Origin of the sequence: Blautia wexlerae DSM 19850, from assembly GCF_025148125.1 — a bacterium.
GTDB classification, from domain to species: domain Bacteria; phylum Bacillota; class Clostridia; order Lachnospirales; family Lachnospiraceae; genus Blautia_A; species Blautia_A wexlerae.
Genome location: NZ_CP102267.1, coordinates 53,572 through 75,973, shown reverse-complemented (window position 1 = coordinate 75,973; position 22,402 = coordinate 53,572). Strand labels below are relative to the sequence as shown.

The window sequence follows — 22,402 nt, the reverse complement described above, 5'->3', positions numbered from 1 at the left end:
TAATATACTTCTTTTCTATTATTATAACAAGCCAAAAGTATAAGGCATAAAACAGTTTTTATAAACTGGCCTATGCCTTATCTTTGTTATACGTTATATTATTTACTGTAATTCTTTGCTACAAATGTGATCATTACCTTAAACAGATCCCCATCCAGATACAGCTTAAACTCACCGCCCTGCAGCTCTGTCAGGCTCTTTGCGATAGATAATCCCAATCCGCTTCCTTCTGTATTTCTCGCCACATCTCCTCTGATAAACCGTTCTGTCAGTTCATCCGCAGAGATATTCAAGGGCTGTGCTGAAATATTTTTCAGAGAAAAAGTTACTTTTTTATTTCTGTTGCTGATTTCTGCATAAACTCTGGTACCTTCCATTGCGTACTTCACAACATTACCGAATACATTTTCCAGAACACGCCACATTCTCTGGCCGTCTGCGTAGATAATGGACGGTTCGTCTGTGAAATGTACCATCATAGTCAGATTCTTCTCCTGGAATTTCTCTTCAAATTCTCCGATCACCTGCTGCACCATTTCCACAAAATCAATATCATTCATCTCCAGCTTGATGTTTCCGGTGCTTGCCTTGGATGCCTCTACCACATCCTCTGTGAGCACCTTCAGTCTCTGGGATTTCTCATCCAGGATGCGTAAGTATTCCTGTATTTTCGGATCTGTCGGATTTTCCCGTTTCATCAGATCTACATAATTAATAATGGAAGTCAGAGGCGTTTTCAGGTCATGGGAAACATTTGTGATCAGCTCTGTCTGCATTCTTTCCTTTTTCAGGCTGTTCTCCACAGCAGCATCCAGACCACTGCCAATATTGTTAATATATTCTGCCATCACCTTCTGTTTTCCTGTAAGTGTATCTGTTTTGATCTTATATTGCAGTTCTCCATCGCTTATTTTCTTCAGACCATCCATAATAAGATCCAGCCCATCCGCTTTTCTGATGATAAAAATCACAGCAGCCGCATCTACGATCAGTAATATTATCAGGAATACTCCTGCACCTGTGAATCCGCAACCAATAATCAGGAACTGCAAGAATAAAAATGCTCCTCCCACAAGCAGAACTTTTATTTTTTCTGCTGTATTTCTGGAAAAAGCTCTGGCAAAATCGACAAGCTTCCCACTGCATTTTCCAATCCATTTCAGAACTTTTCTAATCAGACTGTTTTTCCATAAGGTACCTGCTTTTATTCTTCTTATCAGACTGAGATACCCGAGCAGAAACCATGCCATTGTATAAGTTCCACATATGAGACAGGTAACAATCACTGTCACCACCGCATGACTGTAACCCAATGATGAGTTGGCGATCAAAGTTCCCGATATGATCGTTCCTGCCAGCCATATACCGATTACTGTTCCTGCCGCAATTTCTGTATACCATCTGTCAAATCCGTTCAGATGGATTTCTTCATCCTTCGGTTTCCTTCCTGCAGTCACAGTCAGCCACACCATACCGATCAGCCAGAGCACACTTCCGAAGACCGCTCCTGCCAGCATCGGAAACATAAGCTTTGAATATTTCTCATAGTTCTCTGCCTCATCAGCCATGGAATCTGCCACAGAAAATTTCGTATCAACCGAAACTGCAAACACAAAATCCTTTGTGTCAAAGCTCTGATCAATGGTATGATTCCACACCTGCAGATCTGCATCCGGAATATTTGTCACACACTTACTTAATTCCGGGTAAACAACTGCATATGCTTTTTCTTTAAATATTGTCTCAAGGTTCTGCTCCAGCTGTGAATAGCTGCTGTATGCTTTTCTGTTTGTATAGATTGTCTTTTTCTCTTTATCTGCGAAAAGATATGTGAGATTGGTACTCCCTTCCTCATAGTCTCCGGACGTATGGTATACAGACGTAAGTGATATGGCACAGTCACTGACATTTATATCATCCTGAACAGCTCTGATACAGTCCAGGACCTTGGCCAGCTCATTATAGGCATCCTCAAGTTTTCCATTCCATTCCGTACTGGAATTGACTGCATCCGGAAGACTTTCCGCACCCTGAGGCTTGAATTTCTCTGTAAATTCCTCTATCTCACAGAAATAAAACTCCGGATATTCTGTATTATGTTCTTTATCTGTAATACTTCCCAGACTTCGGCTATCCGAATCGCTCCAGTAGCCCAGTTCAATGGCAGCATCTATTTTCTGATTTTCTGTTTTTTCTGCAAATTTTGTCTCATAGGAATCATCATACTCTTCCATGATATCCTGATCGTAATCAACCTTTAATGTTCCATCTGTCACCAGTTTCTTAAAATCACTTAAGGAAAAATAATAACTGCTGCCATCCGAGGCCTTACACTGGATAAACTGCCCTGCATCGTCAAGGCTTACATCATCATATCCCTCTCCAACTCCGGTCCAGTCCTGCGCCCACTCCAGCAGATCTTTTACAGAATATGCCACGCCAGATGTATTCTTAAAAGAAAGCTCACTCAACGAATCACGGTTGATTTCCTTTTCCTTAAATTCTGCCAGATCGATCACTGCCGATGAACCTGCGTTTGTAAGGTAATTTATATCCTCTTTTGCTGACAGACTTTCCAGAATATCCGTACCTCTGGAATTCAGACGCTCCCTGAATCCCTCTGACTGAATGTAACTTTTCCCTCTGTCATCCAGACGGATTCCCGTCTGATAAATCATTACAAAAAATGCTGCACATATCACAGCTGCCACAGCCGCCAGATGTACGATCACGATCCAGACCGCCTTGGCAACATTGCTCCTGTATCCTTTTCCCTTCATAATTTTGTCCCTTTCCTTTGCATTCGCTCCGTTACTTGATTTAGGTCAAGCGGATAAAATCATCCGCTTCGCTACTTGATTCGGTTAAATTTTTTCAATTTTATACCCAAGTCCCCACACAACCTTCAGGTATCTTGGCTCCCTTGGATTAATTTCAATTTTTTCTCTGATATGCCGGATATGCACTGCCACCGTATTATCTGCAGCAACCGCTTCCTCATTCCAGATGTTTTCGTAAATCTGATTAATGGAAAATACCCTTCCCTGATTCTTCATCAGCAGAAGCAGGATATTGTACTCAATGGGTGTCAGCTTCACCACATCACCGTCCACCCTGACTTCCTTCAGGTCATCATTTATACTCAGACCTCCTGTCTCGTAGATATGAGCATTCTCCACAGGTATTGCTGCTCCCAGCCTTGTATATCTGCGAAGCTGTGATTTCACCCTTGCCACCAGTTCCAGCGGATTAAAAGGTTTTGTCACATAATCATCTGCTCCTACATTTAATCCAAGGATCTTATCTGCATCTTCTGATTTTGCAGAAAGAATAATGATCGGAAGAGGATTCTCTTCCCTTATCTTCAAAGTAGCCCGGATGCCATCCAGCTTCGGCATCATAATATCTATGATCAGCAGATCCACCGGCTGACTGCGCAGTATATTGATTGCTTCCAAACCATCATATGCTTTAAAAATCACATACCCTTCCTGCTCCAGATAAATACTGATTGCCTCTACAATGTCTTTATCATCATCGCAGACCAGAATATTCGCCACTTTATACACCTCCCTCATCATCCGAAATGCCTGTCTGAAATCTCTCATGTACAGACACCCCGGCTTCTTATTTTGTATTTCTGATATTAGAATAATCGAAGCTTCTTAATATGAAAGGGACAAATTCTTAAGATTTTCTTATGATTATTCACTTTTCGCAGTCAAAATATCAGGCTGTTAATCTGTCACTTTTATCAGGCTCCTATTTTCATCCAATTCTTCTATTCGTTCTGCTGTATACATTTTTTATCTCATCTTTTCTCTTTTTCTGACAGTCAATAATAGACTGAAAATCATTATATCATTTCACATATATTACTTCTATAGAATATTCTCTTCTGTTTCCCATTTCCACACCCATCACTGTTTATTCCATTCTCCATAACTCACAACCAATCTATAGCAACCCTCGTAAATAATACTTCCATCAACGCACCAGGGGATCATCGTTATATGTTTTTTGGTATTTTATTAACAATCTTCATACATATCGCATAATTTTTTATTGATTTTGTACAATATTATTTATTTTTTGGCAAAACAATGCTACAATGTTTTATAAGATTAGTGTACTGATTTATAACTGTTCAATGGTCTGCTAACCGCAAAGCTACTGAACAGTTACACGTTTTTTTTCAACGAGGGAGGTATTCTTATGAATCTGGAAAACATGACAAAAATCTACGCCCGTGGTGACAGCCGCATTCAGCTGAAGGTAATTCCCGGACATTTCGTCACATCTCAGTCACATATCACTCACTATCTGGATCTTACAACTATGAAATCCAGAACTGCCGAAGCACAGAATATTGCTCACGAACTGGCTGCTAATTATGAAGTATCTACTCCTGTTGATACCATTATCTGTATGGACGGACTGGAAGTAATTGGCGCATATCTTTCTGAAGAACTTACCAAAGCCGGCATTTTTTCCCTGAATGCTCATCAGACGATCTACGTGATTACTCCTGAATCCAGCAATTCCGGACAGATTATCTTCCGTGATAATTTTCAGCCAATGATCAAGGGCAAAAATGTACTGATCCTCAATGGTTCGATTACCACAGGCTCTACTTTGTCCAAAGCAATCGAGAGCATTCTGTATTACGGAGGCACTATCAGAGGTATCGCAGCCATATTCAGCAGCGTAGACAGCGTGGCTTCTCTCCCTGTATATTCTATTTTTAACGCCAAAGATATACCGGACTATCATTCCTATTCATCTACAAAATGTCCAATGTGTCAGAGGCAGCAGAAAATCGATGCCATTGTCAGCAGCTACGGATATTCAGCTCTGTAAATCTTCGAAGTATTTTATAAAGAAATTGTTACCAGAATTGATGACTTTGTCTGGGGACCGGTGATGCTGATCCTGTTGGTCGGAACCGGTATCTTCCTGACTGTGCGCACCAGATTTCTTACATGGCGTAACCTTGGCTATGCACTGAAAAGCACACTCAGCAAGGAAGCCCGCACCAAGAGCCGCGGACAGGGAGATGTATCACCTTTTTCCGCACTGACAACCGCACTGGCAGCCACCATCGGTACCGGAAATATCGTCGGTGTTGCCACAGCCATGGTTTCCGGTGGTCCCGGAGCTCTGGTATGGAACTTCTCCGATATCGCCAACGCACTGATGGCTATCCCGAACCTGATCTGCATGCTCCTGTTAAGCGGCGAGATTGCCAAAGATGTAAAAGAATTCCAGCCGGAGATTAAAAAATAGTTACCCACATCATTCTTTTTATCATCCTGAAGTAAAATGCAGCCAGAACCTTGTTCCGTCAGGTTCTGGCTGCATTTTACAGAAATCTTGTACGCCGGGTACAAATAAACACTTACTTTATTGATGGCATACTTCCATATACTGTTTTACATCTGAAGCAATTGATATATATGGTGTTCCATATGGGATCCAGGTTGACTGAAAAGCATGATATACATCTGATTTTCCCGGCCATACTGTTCCTATCACATTATTATTTTCATCTAACTGATGAAACCAGGAACCATTTTTATGATCCAATACCTTATCATCCAGGTATCTCATAAACTCTTCATAATCTTTTGCATATTTCTGCTTATGAGTTATATGCCATAAGACTGCTGATGTATTGATTGCCTCTGCCAATGTCCAATGCATTCTGTCATGAACAACAGGTTTTCCATCCCAGTCAGTCGTATACACAATTCCAGGATTTCCATCCACATTCCAGGAATCTTCAACTGCTCTGTTGTAGAGTTTCTCTGCAGCTTTTAAATATACTTCTGCAGAATCAGGGGTATCTTTATAAGAAGAATATGCCCACTGCACGATCAATCTGGCCCACTCAATTCCATGGCCCGGTGTTGCTCCATAAGGTTTAAAACGATCAGCAGGACATTCTTTATTGCAATCAAGATCAGCTTTCCATTCCTTTGTAAAATGTTCAGGTATTCTCCAGTCATTTGCGCTTGCCCATCCAATAACATGATCTATAATTCTTCCTGCACGTATTCTGTACTTTTCTTCTTTTATTGCATCTGCTACTGCCAGAAACGCTTCTACTGTATGCATATTTGCGTTAAGACCGCGATAATCATCAAGAACTGTAAATTCTGTATTCCAGGTATCATAAGTAAGTCCCTGTTTCTCATCCCAGAACCGTTTATCAAATAATTCCAATGCATCTTTAAGCAGAGTTTCTGCATCTTTTTCTCCTGCCAGCAAAGCAGAAGAAGCAGCCAGAAGAACAAATGCATGAGCATAACACTGTTTATCTGGCAGGAATTTATTATCCGGTGTAATTCCCGGATACCATCCTCCATTTTCACGATCTTTCAGTTCTTCCAGTAATCCATGTACAGCACCATGGACCAGTGCCGGACTTTCTTTATCCCCAAGCATGATTCCCATACTATATACATGGACCATACGGCATGTGATCCATGTTTCTCTGTTTCTGTCTTTCCATGGTGTTCCATCATCCCCAAGGAAATAAGCACTTCCTCCCGGTGATAAAAATCCTTTTCCAAAATTTAAAAGATTTTTCTGCAATTCACCTAAGAACATTTTATTTTCTTCTGTATCTATCTGATATTTTTTACCCGAATTTTCCATCTTAATCTTACCTTTCACTTCCAAAAAATTTCAGTTTCTCTTATAGCACAAAAAAGCACCTCATACCGAGGTGCCTCATGTAGCAGGGCTACAAGGATTCGAACCTTGAACTGACGGAGTCAGAGTCCGTCAGAACATGCGTCAGAATCCCTGTAAATTCAGGCTTCCTCGCCTTATAATTTTTTAAATTGACCTATAAATTGACCTATCAGATTTCTTATACTGATACAGGTGTTTTCATCTGTTCTGCAATTTCCTTGATTCTGTCAATTCCATATCCTGTATATTTCGCAATCTTATCTATTGGTTCGTTACCTTCAATCATCATTTTTGCCAATGATAAATTTTTCTGTTCGATTCCTTTTCCAATACCTTGTTCGATTCCCCGTTCAATGCCTTGTTCAATGCCCTGCTCAACAAGTGCTTTACTTAAATTACACATATCACGCACCTCACTTTCAAACTCTGCTGTCATTGCAATATCAAACTCATCATTTAAACGTTTCTTCTTTTCTTCTGGTGTTGCAGTTGTTGAAAACAGCACATTTAACAAATCCAGAATTTCCAGATCACTGCTTTCATCCGCATCACCAAGATTAAGTATGACAACTTCCATAAGGTCATATGCTTCTGATTTCACAAACGAGTTACCACGAACAGAATCTTCAACGGTATGATATCTGAATATTCCATTCTTCCTTTTCTTCGCCGGATCAGGACATATCCAGATACTATATACCTTCTGTATCTTCTCATAATGTTCATCTGTAAAGACCGTTCCATACTGCTCTGAAATCATTCTGGCACAATAGTAGAAACCTCTTGTTACCAGTGGATATCCCGGTGTATCATTTAACTGAATCTCCAGATTTATAATAAGCTGTACCGGCTCTTTGCTCTCTGGCAGGGTTGCTTTAAAACGAATATCATAATACACTGTCTGGTCTTTGACAGCATTTGCCTCTGTGTTTAAACCATCCAAACGTTTATCGCCATTTAGTCTTTCATCACGATTCAGCTGATCCTGATGGACTGCATGTTCCGATAACTCCACATTTTCATTCAGACAATTATCGCAGATAAATTTTACGCTATACTGCAAAAACTCTTTTGTACAAGACTTCAAAATCCAGGCAATAACTGCTTTATACGTCAGCAATTTTTTCGCACATTCATCATATCGTGCTCTGTCTGCCGCCAGTTCTATTGTCTGGCTATATCTGTTTGCCGTTCCATAATCATCATCTCCCGCAAGCATGTCTTCTACTTCTTCTATTTTTATGTTACCACAAGCATCTATTTTCAGCAAGTTTCCCTCGAAAAAACATTTCGACAAAAGCTCCTATGCTGAGCAAATCTTTTACGCTACAGTTGTCTCTTCTTTTATTCCGGGAAGTTTAACAACCTGTCGTACCTCTCCATTTGAAACTACCTTTTTACGGATAGCAATATAATATTTTTGAGTTGTTGACTCAAGATCACCAATATAGGCAGCTATCTCCTCTACTCGTGCACCACTTTCATACATTCTGGTTGCAAATGTTTTTCTGAAAATATGCAATCCACCTTTAACTCCCTGTAATTCTACATTTTTCATAATAACTTTCATGCGGTGTTCTAAATTAGAAGCTGTATTAATCTTTCCCGTTTTTGTGGTCACTATAAATTCATCTGGCAGACTGCTGTCCCGACTGTATTTTATTTTCTGTAAGATATATTTTGCTTCTTTATTCAGTTCTATCGTTCTTGCCTTTTGATTCTTAGTGCTACCTTCCAGAGATACATAGTTGTTTTCTTCATCAGATTCTTTATTTCGATTTTTTACCATGGATATACTTTTCTCAATTACCAGATAAGCTCCTTACAACTAAAAATCCCCATTTTTTCCATAGTTTCACCTGTGACAAAAATATTTGCTGAATTTTTATGTGATCCAATATCAGCTCCTGCAAGATATCCTTGAAACTTTCTTTCAGAAGCGTGTATATATCTGCAACGCTATTACTGTTGTTTTCTGAGATGATCTGTCGAATTTGTTCCTTTGCAACTGCCATAAAAAATACAAACTATTTTACACTACCTATCTTTTAGTAACTGTTCAGCATCCTTGCAAGATAATAGACTGCTGAATGGTTACTTAAGATCTATATATGTTGGTTCACCAGCACCACCAATAATTTTATCAGCAATATCTAAATCTTCATCTATTTGGATTCGAAACTTCTCCCCAACCGGTTCCCATCCATAATTATTTTCTTTTGAATATATCTCGTCAGAATCAGTTTTTTCCTGTACATAATATTCATCATCCAGTTGTTCTGCTGATTGTAAATCCCACCGGATTTTTCTCTGATACAATTGTAAATCGAGATATTGACAGTTTTTGTCTGGCAGCGACATCTGGAAGTTATCCTCATCAACTACATCGCCTTCTTCATAGTCACCAAAAACACTGGTTTCGAACCTCAATTCATTTTCCGGTCCAAATCCTGCACCTTCAAAACTCACTGGATTGCCAAAACTATCTGTGCCTTTCAGTTTCAATTCATATTCATTAAGCCATTTATCATCCGGAGTCACCCCAAGTGCCGTAATCCTGGAATGTAAATCGTTCATCGCAAGTTCCTTTAAAATCAGATTACCTCCATCTCCACCTGAAATTTCCATATTCATTTTCTTTCGTATCGTCTGCTCTTTTAATTGCTCTGCTGTAATAGTAAAGTCATAAACAAACTCCGTAATATTCTCAGAACGATTTTTCTCAGAAATTGGCGCGCTACTTCCCACATCCAAAACAAGATGTATCTCTGTTTCTCCAGCTGGCAGTTCCACACCATCATACTCCTGCATCAGAACCATTTCTGTATCCATCTCATATTTTGTATAAGAGTCCAAATCCATTAGCCTTGTCGTGCTGCTAAAACTCTGATATCGCTTACCATTAATCAATGTTTTTTCATCATTAATCCATAAATATAGAGATTCTTTCTTTTTTTCTTCATAGTCAGGTTTTACTGATACAATCAAACTATAATTATCCAAAATTACTTCGTTGATTGTTAATGATATCCCACTCTTTGTCTGTACCTGATTTATCACTTCTGTATAGGCAGACAAATCTTTGGAAAATCCCATCAGCTCTCCTATTTTTGTAGTAAATTCTTTAACTGCCGCCTGAACATGCGAATTACCAGCCACTGTGATAAAAGCCAAAAGGATTGCTGCTGCCTGACCGATTTTTCGCCTGTACAGCCTGAAAATATCGCCTCTCTTTATTGTCCATGGTTTTCCTGCTTCTGCTATCAGTTCTTCATCAACCTTTCCAAACTCTTGTGAAAAGTCTAAGTATTTTTTCATATCAACACCTCACGTTTCAAAATACGATATAGTTTTTTTCGATTACGGCATAAATTTGTTTTAATACACCCTTGGGATACGCCATGTCTTTTCGCAATATCCTTTATGGAATCCAGATACCAATAACGCCTGATAAAAATATCCCTGTCTGAATCTGACAGTTTTCTCAGAAAATTTTCTATGATTTTTATCAGTTCTTTTTCCGCGATTTTTTCATCCACTACATAAGAAAAGCTTAATTCATCCATTTCACCACAAACGTCAGCAACATGCCCATCCATGCGCTTCGCAGCCTGCTTTTTACGAAAACAATCAATTGCAAATCCTCGTGCAATTTTTCCAACATATGCAGATAATACAGACGGCCTCCTGGGTGGTATATATTCCCACGCAGCAAGCCACGTATCATTTAAACATTCTTCCACATCCTCATGATTATTTAAAAGATTCCATACAATTTTATAACAATAACCCGAATACTTATTGCTTAACTCCTGAATTGCCGTTTCATCTCTGTTAAAAAACAACTCGATAATTTTTATATCCTCCACCGCATTTCTCCTTTTATTGTTTCAATAAGATATGATTATTCCTGCAGGATATCATCTTCTTATTATATAAGTCGAAAAAATTATACATAGGTTACAAAATTTTTCAATAAAAAAGGAAAAAGACCCACACTCCTTCAAGTCACACAAAAAAAAGACACCTCATACCGAGATGTCTCATTTAGCAGGGCTACAAGGATTCGAACCTTGAACTGACGGAGTCAGAGTCCGTTGCCTTACCGTTTGGCGATAGCCCTTTATGTTTTGTTTTCGCTACTTCGTTCGCGACAATTGGTATTATATAATAGTCTTCCGGAAAATGCAACCCCTTTTTTGAAATTTTTTTAATTTTTTTTATTTTTCTTCAAAAACATGAAAATACCGCCTATTTCCGGGACTTTTTTTATGTACTCAGAGTGAAATTATGCTATAATCAATAAAAACTTATTGCTGTTTATAATAATGTCTTTCGCAGAACTCTAAAACAGCAGGAAATATTTTTACGAGGAAATTTTAATAATAATTTTGTTCTCATAATGAGATATTATTATTAACCAAAAAGGAGAGCTATATATGAGAGCTAATAATCTTACTCTGCTCACAGACCTTTATGAACTTACTATGATGCAGGGCTATTTTAAGAACCCAACAAACCAGACTGTTATCTTCGATATGTTTTACCGTACCAATCCATGCGGAGGTGCATTTGCCATCACTGCCGGACTGGAACAGATGATTGAATATATTGAGAATCTTAAATTCACAGATGAAGATATCGAATATCTCAGAAGTCTGAATACTTTTGAAGAGGACTTCCTTGAATATTTAAGCAACTTCCGTTTCACAGGTGATATCTATGCAATTCCTGAGGGAACAGTTGTCTTCCCAAGAGAACCGCTTGTCAAAGTTGTAGCACCTATCATGGAAGCTCAGCTTGTAGAGACAGCAATCCTGAATATCATCAATCACCAGAGCCTCATTGCTACCAAAGCAGCCCGTGTTTGCTATGCTGCAAAAGGTGATGCGATCATGGAATTTGGTCTGCGTCGTGCCCAGGGACCGGATGCAGGTATCTTTGGCGCACGTGCCGCAGTCATCGGTGGATGTGCCGGTACTTCCTGTGTTCTCACAGGCAAAATGTTCGACGTACCGGTCCTTGGAACTCACGCACACAGCTGGATCATGAGCTTCCCGGATGAATATACCGCATTCAAAACCTATGCCAAACTTTATCCCAATGCCTGCACCTTACTGGTAGATACCTATGATGTCCTGAAATCCGGTGTTCCAAATGCAATTCGTGTATTTGAGGAAATGCGCGAAGAAGGTATTCCGCTTACCAAATACGGTATCCGTATCGACAGTGGTGATCTTGCCTACCTTTCCAAAGAAGCATATAAGATGCTTGCTGCTGCCGGATTTGACGATGCAGTTATTTCCGCTTCCAGCGATCTGGACGAATATCTCATTGAGAGCCTGAAGGCTCAGGATGCCAAGATTAATTCCTGGGGTGTCGGAACACGGCTGATCACCGCCAACGATAATCCTGCATTCGGCGGTGTATACAAACTTGCTGCTGTCAAAGATGCAGACAGTACCGAATTTACACCTAAGATCAAGCTTTCCGAAAACACAGAGAAAGTAACCAACCCTGGAAATAAAACCGTATATCGTCTCTATAATAAGAAAACCGGAAAAATCAGGGCAGATCTTATCTGCCTTGCTGATGAAAAGCTTGATGCAGACCAGAACATGGTTCTCTTTGATCCAATCGATACCTGGAAAAAGACAAAAGTTCTCGGCGGAACCTATGAAGTACGCGAACTTCTCGTTCCTGTCATCAGAGAAGGTAAACGGGTCTATGAATCTCCATCTGTTATGGAACTTCGCGAATACTGCCAGAAAGAGCAGAATACTCTCTGGGATGAATCCAGACGTTTCGTAAATCCTCAGAAAGTATATGTAGACCTTTCTCAGAAACTCTGGGATCTGAAAAAAGATCTTCTGGAAGAAATGAGTGAGAAAGCTCTCGACTGAGCATAAACTCAGATTAAGAGTAACAAAACAGACAAGTCCCCGGCTCCAACCGCAAAAATCAACAGGCAGTTGAAGCCGGGGACTTACTTGATTCAGTTAAAACATATGCTGACATCACAAATTTCGCTTTTAGTCCCAACTCTCATATTCGGTCCAAAAAGCCCTACACCGGATGTAACGATATTATGCATATTTCCTTTTTTCAGATAACCACAGGGATTTTCCCAGAAGAATCTGATCACAATATTTCCCGGAAATACCTGTCCGTCATGGGTATGTCCGCAGAGATCTACGTCCACACCTGTATCCGCCAGTTCCTGAAGTTCTCTCGGCTCATGATCGATAACCAACACTGGCAGTGACACATCCATACCCTCTGTGATTTCCTGCGGAGTCTTTCGTTTATCAATCCCCCGTCCCGGACGCTCATAATCCGGTCTTCCATACAGATAAAAAGAATCATCAATGAGCACATACTCATCTCTCAGAAGCGTAATCCCCGCTTTCTCCAGAAACTCATCCATCTCCGGGGTACTCTCTTTCTTTTCCTTACTGCCAAAGGTGAAGCCTGCCAGGATCTTTTCCTGAATATCATGATTTCCGTAACATGCATACACACCATACTTCGACCGAATTCCTCTCAATATCTCTGCCAGTTTTTCCGGATCATCCAGTGCCTCATATTCATTGTCAAAAATATCTCCTGCCACTACCACCAAATCCGGATTCTGCTCATTGATCTTCTCTGTCATCTGCTCCATCTGCTTGCATCCAATATTATATCCCAGATGAAGATCTGCGATCAGAACCACATTTAATTCCTTCATATTTCCTGCCTTTTTATCAACAGAAATATTGTACTTCGTTGTATGTATATTTCCGGCACTGAGCACTCCGTAAATACTGACTGTTGAAATGATCACCGCACAGACAGCTCCCACAACAGCAGTTCCCATATTACTGAAAAGCAATTCTCTCCCCGGAAAGGCAAAATTTCTAAGAGGATATTTCAGTAACAGTCTCAATCCATCCGCGATTCCCAGAGTCATAAGTGTATACATCAAAACACCGAGCCAGTAATTACTCAGAAGCTTCATAAATCTCCTGAATCCTGATGCAGGTGCCATAAATGCGATCAGTATACTAAACACTACAAATAAATATACAAGTCCAATCCCCCTGCACACCCACACATTCCGAAAAACCGTATGCAGTACCTGAAACCAGTGCAGGCTGCGAAGCAGGATATACACGCATACCAACAGATAAAACGGTGCCAGATATATTGCAGCCATATAATATGTCTCCTTTCCAACTCTCATTGCCATAACAATTTTATTACTATAACAATTCCAGAAAATCATAACTGCTTCTTATTATACAAAAAAGAATCCTCAGCCGCCACTATAAGCTGCTGAAGATTCTATTAATTTTACTGTTCCATCTGTCTTCCCAGAAATCCGCTTGCTGTTCTGATGAGCATCTTCTCTGATTCACCCATCACATCTCTTTCATTCTTTCCCAGTAAAAGAACCGAACCTACTGTATCTCCTGCACTGATAATAGGCTGCATGATCTGGGAATACAAAGGTTCTCTCTGTTCCTGAGTCACAGGTATCCTGCCTCTGTCATTTCCGTTGGCAAACACAGAGCTTCTCTCCGTAATTGCATCTTCCAGAGCTTTGCTGATAGGTTTTCCCATATATTCCCTGCTTCCCTGTCCCGCAGCAGCCACTACCTGATCGTGATCTGTGATACACGCTACCATCCCGCTTGACTGCGCCAGCGCCTCTGCATATTCCTTTGCAAAAACATTCAGTTCTCCGATAGGGGAATACTTTTTCAGAATAATCTCCCCCTCCCGGTCAGTAAAAATCTCCAGTGGTGTCCCCTCTTTTATCCGCAGCGTTTTTCTGATCTCCTTAGGAATGACCACACGCCCCAGATCATCTATGCGCCGAACAATTCCTGTCGCTTTCATGCACTTTTCTTCCTCCTGTTTTTCCTTTTATCGAAGTTTACTGTCTTTGTACCCTTCAGTTTCCATATCATGTGTTGTATGGTTATTATGTGGAAAAACAGGGAGAATATACATTTCTGTATTTACAAAAAATGCCATTTAACTGCAATCAAGCGGTTATTTCCCGGAAAGTAATTCCATCAGTTCCTCTTTTGTGAAGCTGCCTCCGTTAAGCCCTTCGCCCTCCAGGATCTGATCTGCCAGTTCACGTTTCTTTTCCTGCAGTTTCAAAATATTTTCTTCAATCGTATCCTTCACGATCAGCTTGTATACATTCACTACATTCTTCTGACCAATTCTGTGTGCTCTGTCCGTTGCCTGATTCTGCACTGCCAGATTCCACCATGGGTCAAAATGGATTACAATATCTGCTGCCGTCAGATTCAGACCGGTTCCTCCTGCCTTCAGAGAAATACAGAATACCTGTGTGTTATCTGTGTTAAAGTTCTCTACCATCTGTGCACGCTTCTCCTTACTTGTAGAACCAGTCAGCATATAGTAACTGATCTTCTCCTCTTCAAGGCGCTTCGCAAGATGGTCAAGCATTGTCGTAAACTGCGAAAACAACAGAATCTTATGTCCGCTCTCCACTGCATTACTGATCATATTCAGGCACATATCCACTTTTGCAGAATCAGCTTTATAATCTGCAAAAATAAGAGACGGATCACAACAGATCTGGCGCAATTTTGTCAGCTCTGCCAGAATTGTAATCTTTGAGGTCTTAAATTCTTCTTCGGACTGCTTATCCAGCATCAGCATCATCCGTTTCACATGTGCATCATAAAGCTTCTGCTGCTCTCCTGTTAGCTGTACAAACATATTCTCTTCCAGCTTATCCGGCAGATCTGTAAGCACTTCCTTCTTCAATCTTCGGAGTACAAACGGCCGGATCATTTTCTGCAGACGTTTCATTGCATCTTCATCTGAATTCTGAACTGCCGGAATTTCAACTTCTTCCCTGAACTTCTTATAACTGTAAAGGAAACCGGGCATCAGATAATCAAATATACTCCACAATTCACTCAGGCGGTTTTCCACCGGAGTTCCTGTAAGAGCCAGCCTGAAGTCTGCCTGAACCTCTTTTACTGCTTTCGCAGCCTGAGTGTTTGCATTCTTGATATACTGAGCTTCATCAATAATCTCACATCTGAACTTATATCCTTCATATTCGCTGATATCCCTTTTCAGCAAATCATAGGAAGTCAGAAGAATATCCTCAGAATCTGCTTCTGCCAGGATCTGTCTTCTCTCTGCTGCAGTCCCTGTCACCATCTTTGCTGTAAGCTCCGGTGCAAAACGTTGAATTTCACTGCTCCAGTTATATACCAATGATGCAGGAGCTATAATTAATGTATTTCTTTGCAGCTTTCCAGTTTGTCCATCTGCCTTCTTTCCATCAGCTTTCTGCGCCTCTGCTGCCTTGCACGCCTGTTCCACTGTCTCAATTTCACTCTGCATATTTAACATTGCAGTTTCTTTTACTGCTATATTTTCAACAACAGTATTCCTTCTTTCCAGAAATTCTGACAGTAGAAATGCAATCACCTGCAACGTTTTTCCAAGTCCCATATCATCTGCAAGTATTCCGCCGAATCCATTATAATTCAATGTCTTAATCCACAGAAATCCCCGTTTCTGATACTCCCGCAGAACTTTATCCAGGCTCTCCGGCACCTCAAAATCATTATCCTCAATGGTCTTCATATTTCTTACCAGCGACTTAAAAGATTTATCCTTTACTGCCGAAACAACCGGATTCTCTTTCAACTGTGCATCCAAATACAACGCACGGTACTTCTGTACTTCAATCTTATCCTGCTTCATCTGCTTATCCGTCAGCTGAAGCCCTGCCCTGAGTTCTTCCACTGTATCCAGACCCGAGTCTGCTGCATTTACAAAAGCTCCGTTTTTCAGACGATAGAACTTTTTCTTCTTATTATATCTGGAAAGAATGTCAATCAGTTCTTCCTTTGAAATATCTCCTGCTGTCATACTCAGCTCCAGCAGATTTCCACTCAGGGAAACACCTACTGTAACCTTTGGCGAATTCCGGACTTCAATCCGTCTCAGCGCATCAGAAATAAATACTTCTCCCACTGCCTGCAGTGCCTGAATTCCTTCTGTCAGAAATTCATATTCCATCTCTTCATCATCCGCAATTACCGCACACTGTTCAAATGGATTAAAAGCATTCGAATATTTATGAATCACATTTCTGACAACTGTTTCTCTATTCATATCCCTTGCTGCAATATCGTCCGTTGTATATAAAGAAAATTCCCTGTCTCCATACTTAACAGTCGCCTTACATGTAACCATATTTTCCTGCGGTGCATCCAGATAAAATCGAAACTCCGGTTTAACCATTCCATAATTTTCCGGATGAAATTCAACCATTCTGCATTTAAAAAACTTCTGGATCACCGGTAAAAGTTCCTGACAGAATGCCGGTACATCTTTATTTTCTATAAACGCTTTCTCACCGGGGATCAAAGACAAACTGTCCAGAAAATCCTTAACAGGTAAAAGCTCTTCTACATTCTCAATATAAATCTTTTTATCATAAAAGCAAATTTTATACTGTTCCGTATTTGCCGCACACGTAAATTTGCTTACCTTCAGTTCAATTCCCTGCTTTGCACCTGTTATGGTCATTTTTCTCGGAAGATGTTCTCTGGTTATTTCCCAGGTTGTGTTTCTGGTTCCTATGGATTCTCCCTGCAATGTCTTTCCTTCCATCAAAAGCAAAAATTCTGCCAGTTCATTTCCTGACAGCTCCAGATGCCTTACCTTTTCCAGAGTTCCCATATAGTATCCATAATAGGAAGAGGATCTGTGAAATTGCCTGTTGTTGTCTGCCCATTTACAGATAAATTTCGCAAGCGGTCTGGATTCCTCGGCAAAGGATTCTATTGTATGGACAAACTGAAGATTTTTCCCATATTTATAATCATCCTGATTTGCTATATGAACATCAAAGGAAAATGCATCCTTCAGTACGTACATTTTATTAATTCCTATTTTAAATTCTACTGTAAATGTTCTTCCGTCAAAATTAAAATATGGTTCCAGCCTTACTTTTCCATAAGTGCTTCCCTGAATCAGTGGAAGAGACTTCGCAACTGCCTGCTTCTGCAATAATGAAGCCAATTCCGGCGTGGTATGCATCTGCACTCCTTTTCTGATCGTATGGGTCAGACCACCTTTTACAATTTTTTCTACAGATTGTCCGTAATCATAACTATCCATATCATTTTCATAATCATTATATTGCAGAAGAACCGCTACACAATGTTTACAAAGTCCACCATATTCTGCATATGCCCGACATTCACAATAGCAGGTATCAACTTCATCATTCTCTGTATCGATTGATACATCTACTTCATAGATATTTCTTCCACTGCCTTTTACAGATGCAACAATTTCATCAGACGCACCCATATTTTTTACATCCATATCCAAAACTTTTCCTGTTGCATAAAGTTCTGCACCTTTACTGTATGATGAAGAATTTGCCATATATCTGATCTGAGTTTTTGAAATCATATTTCTATACCTTTCCTGATACAATTAAAAACTTTTTGTATCATTTTCCCGGTTCAACCTGAGTAAAAAAGAATCCCTTCACCAGGCAGTCTCAATCTCTGCTTAAAGTGAAGGGATTTCCTCATCCATCGTTATTTATTTTACACGATAACCTTCGCAACTACAAGACCATAAACTTTAAGTTTATCACTGCCATTGCCATAAATCCAGCTGATCTCGCCTTCCGGTACGGGAATGCTTACAGCTTCTGTTCCGAAATTCTGATAAATATAATATTTCTCATTTTCATTCTCTCTCACTGTGATCTCCAGTGCATCCGGGATTTCTTCTTTGATTCCGCAGGAAACGCCGCTGTCTTTGAGCACTTTTTCAAGGAAGTCTCCATAGAATTCTTTATCAGCATCTGCTGCCACATACCATGCCTTACCTTTGCCATATTCATTCACTGTCAGGCAGGAATAGCCTTCATAGAAATCACTTCCGTAGGTCATTAAAGTACGTGCTCCGCGAAGCTCCACAAGGTCGCACAGATATTTACATGTATAAGTCTTATCCAGTCCAAGTTCATTGCCAGCCACAGGAACAAAAGAATTTTCTTCCCAGTCATAAAGGCCGTCAATTTCTGTGCTTCTGATTCCCAGTACATCCATCAGTCCATGTGGTGTTCCTTCCAGATAACACCTGTCTGTATCATCTGCAATTCCGGACCAGTAACTTGTGATCAATGTACCGCCGTTTTCCACGAACGCACGAACCTTTTTGGCAAAACCTTCCTTGAACATATAAACCATTGGAAGAGCCAGTACTTTATATTTATCCAGTTCACAGGTCATATCGATCACATCCACATTCACGCCTTGCTTACGGAAACCTCTGTAGAATTTCAGCATTGCTTCCAGATAATGAAGCCCTTTATTTCTGGGTCCCTGGCTGTCCTCCATTGCCCACTGGCTGTCCCAGTCATAAAGCATGGCAACCGAGCTGTTCACAGTTGTTCCTGCCAGTTCTTTTAACTCTTTCAGAACTTCTCCAACCCTGGAAACTTCTTTAAACACTCTTGTATCATTTCCACCGTAATGATCGATCACTGCTCCGTGGAACTTCTCAGAAGCACCTCTGCTCTGGCGAATCTGGAAATAGAGAGCACCTTCTCCGCCATGTGCAATTGCCTGCATGGACTGTGCAAAAAGCATTCCCGGTTTCTTTAATTTGCTCACACTCTGCCAGTTTGTAGAAGTCGGGCAGGATTCCATCTGGAAGAACGGCTTTCCTTTCAGAGAACGCATCAGATCATGGCACATACCATTGTCATAAGCTGTATCGATCACTGCTTCTTTATGCCATGTCGGATAAGTATCCCAGGAAACCACATCAATCTCTTTTGCAATCTTAAAATAATCTAAACCGCCAAAATAATGCATCAGATTAGCAGTAGTCGGAAGTGTGCTTCCTCCCTCTCTCAATGCTGCAATCTCATGATGAATGAAATTCGCTGTCTGATGAGTAACAAATCGTTTCCAGTCCAGATTCAGTGCATGAAGCTGTGTCTCACCAATCTTAGACGGACTCTCGATCTGGTCAAAGCTGTTATAAGTATGACTCCAGAAAGTGGTGCACCACTTATCATTCAGATTTTCAATAGTCTGATATTTCTCTTTCAGCCAGTTACGAAATGCTTCCTGGCACAGCGGACAATGACATTCTCCGCCATACTCATTGGAAATATGCCACAGGATCACACCCGGATGTGTGGCAACCTCCTGTGCCAGCTTTTTGTTAATAATATGTACCTTCTCTCTGTAAACAGGAGAAGTATAACAATGATTATGTCTGAATCCAAATAAGGCTCTGTGGCGTGTTTCATCTACACGAAGTACCTCCGGATACTTGTCTGCCATCCATTTGGGTCTTGCACCTGACGGTGTAGCCAGAATTGTAGAAATTCCTCTTTTATAAAGCTTATCAATGATTTCCTGCAGCCATTCAAAATGAAATACACCTTCTTCCGGTTCCAGTGTAGACCAGGAAAAAATCCCAAGGCTTACTACATTACAGCCAGACTCCTCCAGCATATCAATATCTTTTGCCAGAATATCCGGCCTCTTTAACCACTGTTCCGGGTTGTAATCACCGCCATGGAGCAGTTTATCTGTTCTAAAGTCCATACTTGTTCTGCCACTCCAAATGTGTTTAAATATACCCAAACACATCGAGAAATTGAAGTCCTTACGAATACTTCTTACTGCTTCATTGTGTATGTTTTGACGATTGCAGGCAATACGCTACTCACAGGTTTTTGTACACTCCACAGTCGTTAATTCCCGAAATAGCCTTCGGTACATACTTACATTTGCTTTTAATCATGCAATCCTGTAAGTTTTAGCATCTTTTAAATTAAGTGCCGCATTGAGATCCCTGTCTGCAACATAGCCACATTCACATCTGTAAATTCTATCTGAAAGCTTTAAGTTTTTCCTGACAGAACCACAATGGTGACAGGTCTTTGAAGACGGATAAAATCTATCTGCTACCCTTAATTCAATGCCGTTTTCATCACACTTGGCTTTAAGCCTTGTTCTAAATTCATAAAACTTCTGAGATGCAACAGCTTTTGAAAGACACCTGTTTTTCATCATTCCTTTTACATTTAAATCTTCAATCGTTATGTAAGACGGTTTGGTTTTCACTATCTCAGCGATTGTCTTGTTAATGTAATCCGTACGGATATTATCCATTTTATGATGAAGTTTTTGTACCTTAAGCCTTTGTTTCTGTATATTTGCTCTTTGAGTGGACTCTCCTTTCTTTAAATTTTCATACTTTCGGGAAAGACTTCTCTGTTCCCGGATCAGTTGTTTTTCAAGTTTCTTTAATCCTGCCGATTTGTTGATGTTCCTGTATGTCTTTCCATTTGAGACAATGGCAAGATCTTTTAGTCCAAGGTCTATACCGATTCCCTCGTTTGAGTTATTGTCGATATTGACATCAGGGATCTCTACAAGAACAGAAACATAAAATCTGCCAGCCTTAACAGACACTGTACCACTTCTGATCATATATCCATCCTTTGTTGTTGGGATATATCCTTTTTCTTTGATACGGACCCAGCCCAGAGTTGGGATCTTAAGTCTGTGCCTTTCGCATTGACAATCCTTTGGGTTATTTCTGACGAAATACATTTTCACATCAGATTTACCTTTCTTTTTAAATTTAGGAAAATCACTCTGATGTTTAAAAAATCTTGTAAAAGCAGTACATCCATCTTCGATAGACTTTTTTACGGCTTTTGAATACACTTCCCTGATCCATGTTTTGTCAGGATTATCTGGAATGTATTCGTTGTTAAGCCATAGACTAAAGCTCTTACCAGTCATAAACTTTTCACCATTATCATGCAGGGCTTTGTTGTGACCAAGGTAGAAGTTATAGACATATCGGCAAGTGCCTATCGTCCTGCGGATCCTGGCTTTCTGTTCTTCAGTTGGATTGATTTCCGTCTTGAAGCTCTTTAGCAATCTCTTCATCCCTTTCTATTTGTTTTTTATACTTACGAAATCCGTACAATCTGCAGGAAAAAACATGAAGTATAGATACAATATCCTGTACAAGTTCTTCTTGCGGTGATAGTTCTTCATTGTTCACTATCACCATAGTTGTGTTGAACTTCATACAGAATTTTTCAAACCAGTCATATCCAAATCTGATAAATCTGTCTTTATGTGTAACTATGATGGTTTTAATTTTTTGTTCCATTACTTCATCTAACAGCTGATTCCACTTTTTGCGGTTATAGTTTAAACCACTGCCATACTCTTCAATACATTGGTCTACAATCATTCCTCTTGCATTACAGAATTGACGTGAAAACGATACCTGATTCTGTAAATCATCCTTTTGATTTCTTATAGAAACTCTTGCATAAATAACAACCTGTCGAGTGTCATTCTCTGTATCTATGCCTTTAAATTGAAGATATTGGTTGTAAGTATAATAACGCCTGTCAGTTGGAGTTCGATTTGCTTTTAGCGTTCCTTCCCTGTCCCAACGCTGTAATGTTTTCACAGAGACACCTAATAATTCAGCAAAATCTTTTGGTTTATAATTAGTGATATTCGATGTGTTCATAGCAATACCTCCATGAGCATATTTCAACACATTTAATCACTAATATCAATATTATTAATCATTTAAAAACATTTCTCTTAATTCTCTATTCTCAGTCGTTTTC

17 protein-coding genes, 1 tRNA gene and 1 pseudogene are annotated in these 22,402 nt (G+C 40.0%); 4 read left to right on the top strand and 15 right to left on the bottom strand.

The genetic code is table 11. The features are described 5' to 3' along the window. Positions 1-98 precede the first annotated feature (98 nt). A complete protein-coding gene (locus NQ550_RS00370; protein ID WP_025579009.1) occupies positions 99-2,780 on the bottom strand; it encodes a sensor histidine kinase in 2,682 nt (893 codons plus the stop codon). A gap of 84 nt (positions 2,781-2,864) precedes the next feature. Then, positions 2,865-3,560, bottom strand: coding sequence for a response regulator transcription factor (locus NQ550_RS00365; RefSeq protein ID WP_025579007.1), 696 nt, complete (start codon positions 3,558-3,560; stop codon positions 2,865-2,867). Between the two features lie 655 nt (positions 3,561-4,215). Between NQ550_RS00365 and NQ550_RS00360 the strand changes: the two genes are divergently transcribed. The 3 genes and pseudogenes from NQ550_RS00360 (at position 4,216) to NQ550_RS22735 (ending at position 5,286) form a co-directional block, all read left to right on the top strand. Further along, a complete protein-coding gene (locus tag NQ550_RS00360; protein ID WP_022380834.1) occupies positions 4,216-4,860 on the top strand; it encodes a phosphoribosyltransferase in 645 nt (214 codons plus the stop codon). Positions 4,861-4,923: 63 nt separating this feature from the next. After that, positions 4,924-5,169, top strand: a pseudogene (locus NQ550_RS00355) (alanine:cation symporter family protein); the annotation flags it as partial. Between the two features lie 27 nt (positions 5,170-5,196). Further along, the gene (locus NQ550_RS22735) at positions 5,197-5,286 is read left to right on the top strand and encodes a hypothetical protein (protein WP_242832751.1); all 90 of its coding nucleotides are present in this window, start codon (positions 5,197-5,199) and stop codon (positions 5,284-5,286) included. Between the two features lie 117 nt (positions 5,287-5,403). Here the strand turns inward: NQ550_RS22735 and NQ550_RS00350 are convergent, their stop codons facing one another. The 7 genes from NQ550_RS00350 to NQ550_RS00320 form a co-directional block, all read right to left on the bottom strand. Continuing rightward, complete coding sequence (locus NQ550_RS00350) at positions 5,404-6,678, bottom strand: AGE family epimerase/isomerase (protein ID WP_096788337.1); 1,275 nt, start codon at positions 6,676-6,678, stop codon at positions 5,404-5,406. Between the two features lie 199 nt (positions 6,679-6,877). After that, a complete protein-coding gene (locus tag NQ550_RS00345; protein WP_025579002.1) occupies positions 6,878-7,969 on the bottom strand; it encodes a PD-(D/E)XK nuclease family transposase in 1,092 nt (363 codons plus the stop codon). 51 nt (positions 7,970-8,020) lie between these two features. Next, positions 8,021-8,488: a tyrosine-type recombinase/integrase gene (locus NQ550_RS00340; RefSeq protein ID WP_025579000.1), complete on the bottom strand. Its 468-nt coding sequence runs from the start codon at positions 8,486-8,488 to the stop codon at positions 8,021-8,023. A 13-nt stretch (positions 8,489-8,501) separates the two neighbouring features. Further along, entirely contained in the window at positions 8,502-8,714 is a 213-nt protein-coding gene (locus NQ550_RS00335; RefSeq protein ID WP_025578998.1) for a hypothetical protein, read from the bottom strand. Positions 8,715-8,793: 79 nt separating this feature from the next. After that, on the bottom strand, positions 8,794-10,017 hold the full coding sequence (locus tag NQ550_RS00330) for a DUF4179 domain-containing protein (protein WP_025578996.1): 1,224 nt from the start codon (positions 10,015-10,017) through the stop codon (positions 8,794-8,796). Next, positions 10,014-10,568, bottom strand: coding sequence for an RNA polymerase sigma factor (locus NQ550_RS00325; RefSeq protein ID WP_025578994.1), 555 nt, complete (start codon positions 10,566-10,568; stop codon positions 10,014-10,016). Before NQ550_RS00325 ends, NQ550_RS00330 begins: the two co-directional genes overlap by 4 nt. A 182-nt stretch (positions 10,569-10,750) precedes the next feature. Beyond that, positions 10,751-10,822, bottom strand: a tRNA-Gln gene (locus NQ550_RS00320). A 316-nt stretch (positions 10,823-11,138) separates the two neighbouring features. Between NQ550_RS00320 and NQ550_RS00315 the strand changes: the two genes are divergently transcribed. Next, positions 11,139-12,602 (top strand): nicotinate phosphoribosyltransferase, encoded by a 1,464-nt coding sequence (locus NQ550_RS00315; RefSeq protein ID WP_025578992.1) that lies wholly within the window; start codon positions 11,139-11,141, stop codon positions 12,600-12,602. Between the two features lie 92 nt (positions 12,603-12,694). Here NQ550_RS00315 and NQ550_RS00310 read toward each other — a convergent pair whose 3' ends face one another. From NQ550_RS00310 to NQ550_RS00285, 6 genes are all read right to left on the bottom strand, one after another. Further along, positions 12,695-13,897: a metallophosphoesterase gene (locus tag NQ550_RS00310; RefSeq protein WP_025578990.1), complete on the bottom strand. Its 1,203-nt coding sequence runs from the start codon at positions 13,895-13,897 to the stop codon at positions 12,695-12,697. Between the two features lie 137 nt (positions 13,898-14,034). Then, the gene (gene spoVT, locus NQ550_RS00305) at positions 14,035-14,583 is read right to left on the bottom strand and encodes a stage V sporulation protein T (RefSeq protein ID WP_025578988.1); all 549 of its coding nucleotides are present in this window, start codon (positions 14,581-14,583) and stop codon (positions 14,035-14,037) included. Positions 14,584-14,739: 156 nt separating this feature from the next. Next, positions 14,740-18,147, bottom strand: coding sequence for a DEAD/DEAH box helicase (locus NQ550_RS00300; protein WP_243153711.1), 3,408 nt, complete (start codon positions 18,145-18,147; stop codon positions 14,740-14,742). A 167-nt stretch (positions 18,148-18,314) separates the two neighbouring features. Next, positions 18,315-20,339: a beta-galactosidase gene (locus tag NQ550_RS00295; RefSeq protein WP_025578984.1), complete on the bottom strand. Its 2,025-nt coding sequence runs from the start codon at positions 20,337-20,339 to the stop codon at positions 18,315-18,317. Between the two features lie 195 nt (positions 20,340-20,534). Further along, positions 20,535-21,698 (bottom strand): RNA-guided endonuclease InsQ/TnpB family protein, encoded by a 1,164-nt coding sequence (locus tag NQ550_RS00290; RefSeq protein ID WP_044996456.1) that lies wholly within the window; start codon positions 21,696-21,698, stop codon positions 20,535-20,537. Beyond that, positions 21,652-22,284, bottom strand: a complete 633-nt coding sequence (locus tag NQ550_RS00285) for an IS607 family transposase (protein WP_172680008.1) — start codon at positions 22,282-22,284, stop codon at positions 21,652-21,654. Before NQ550_RS00285 ends, NQ550_RS00290 begins: the two co-directional genes overlap by 47 nt. Positions 22,285-22,402 lie beyond the last annotated feature (118 nt).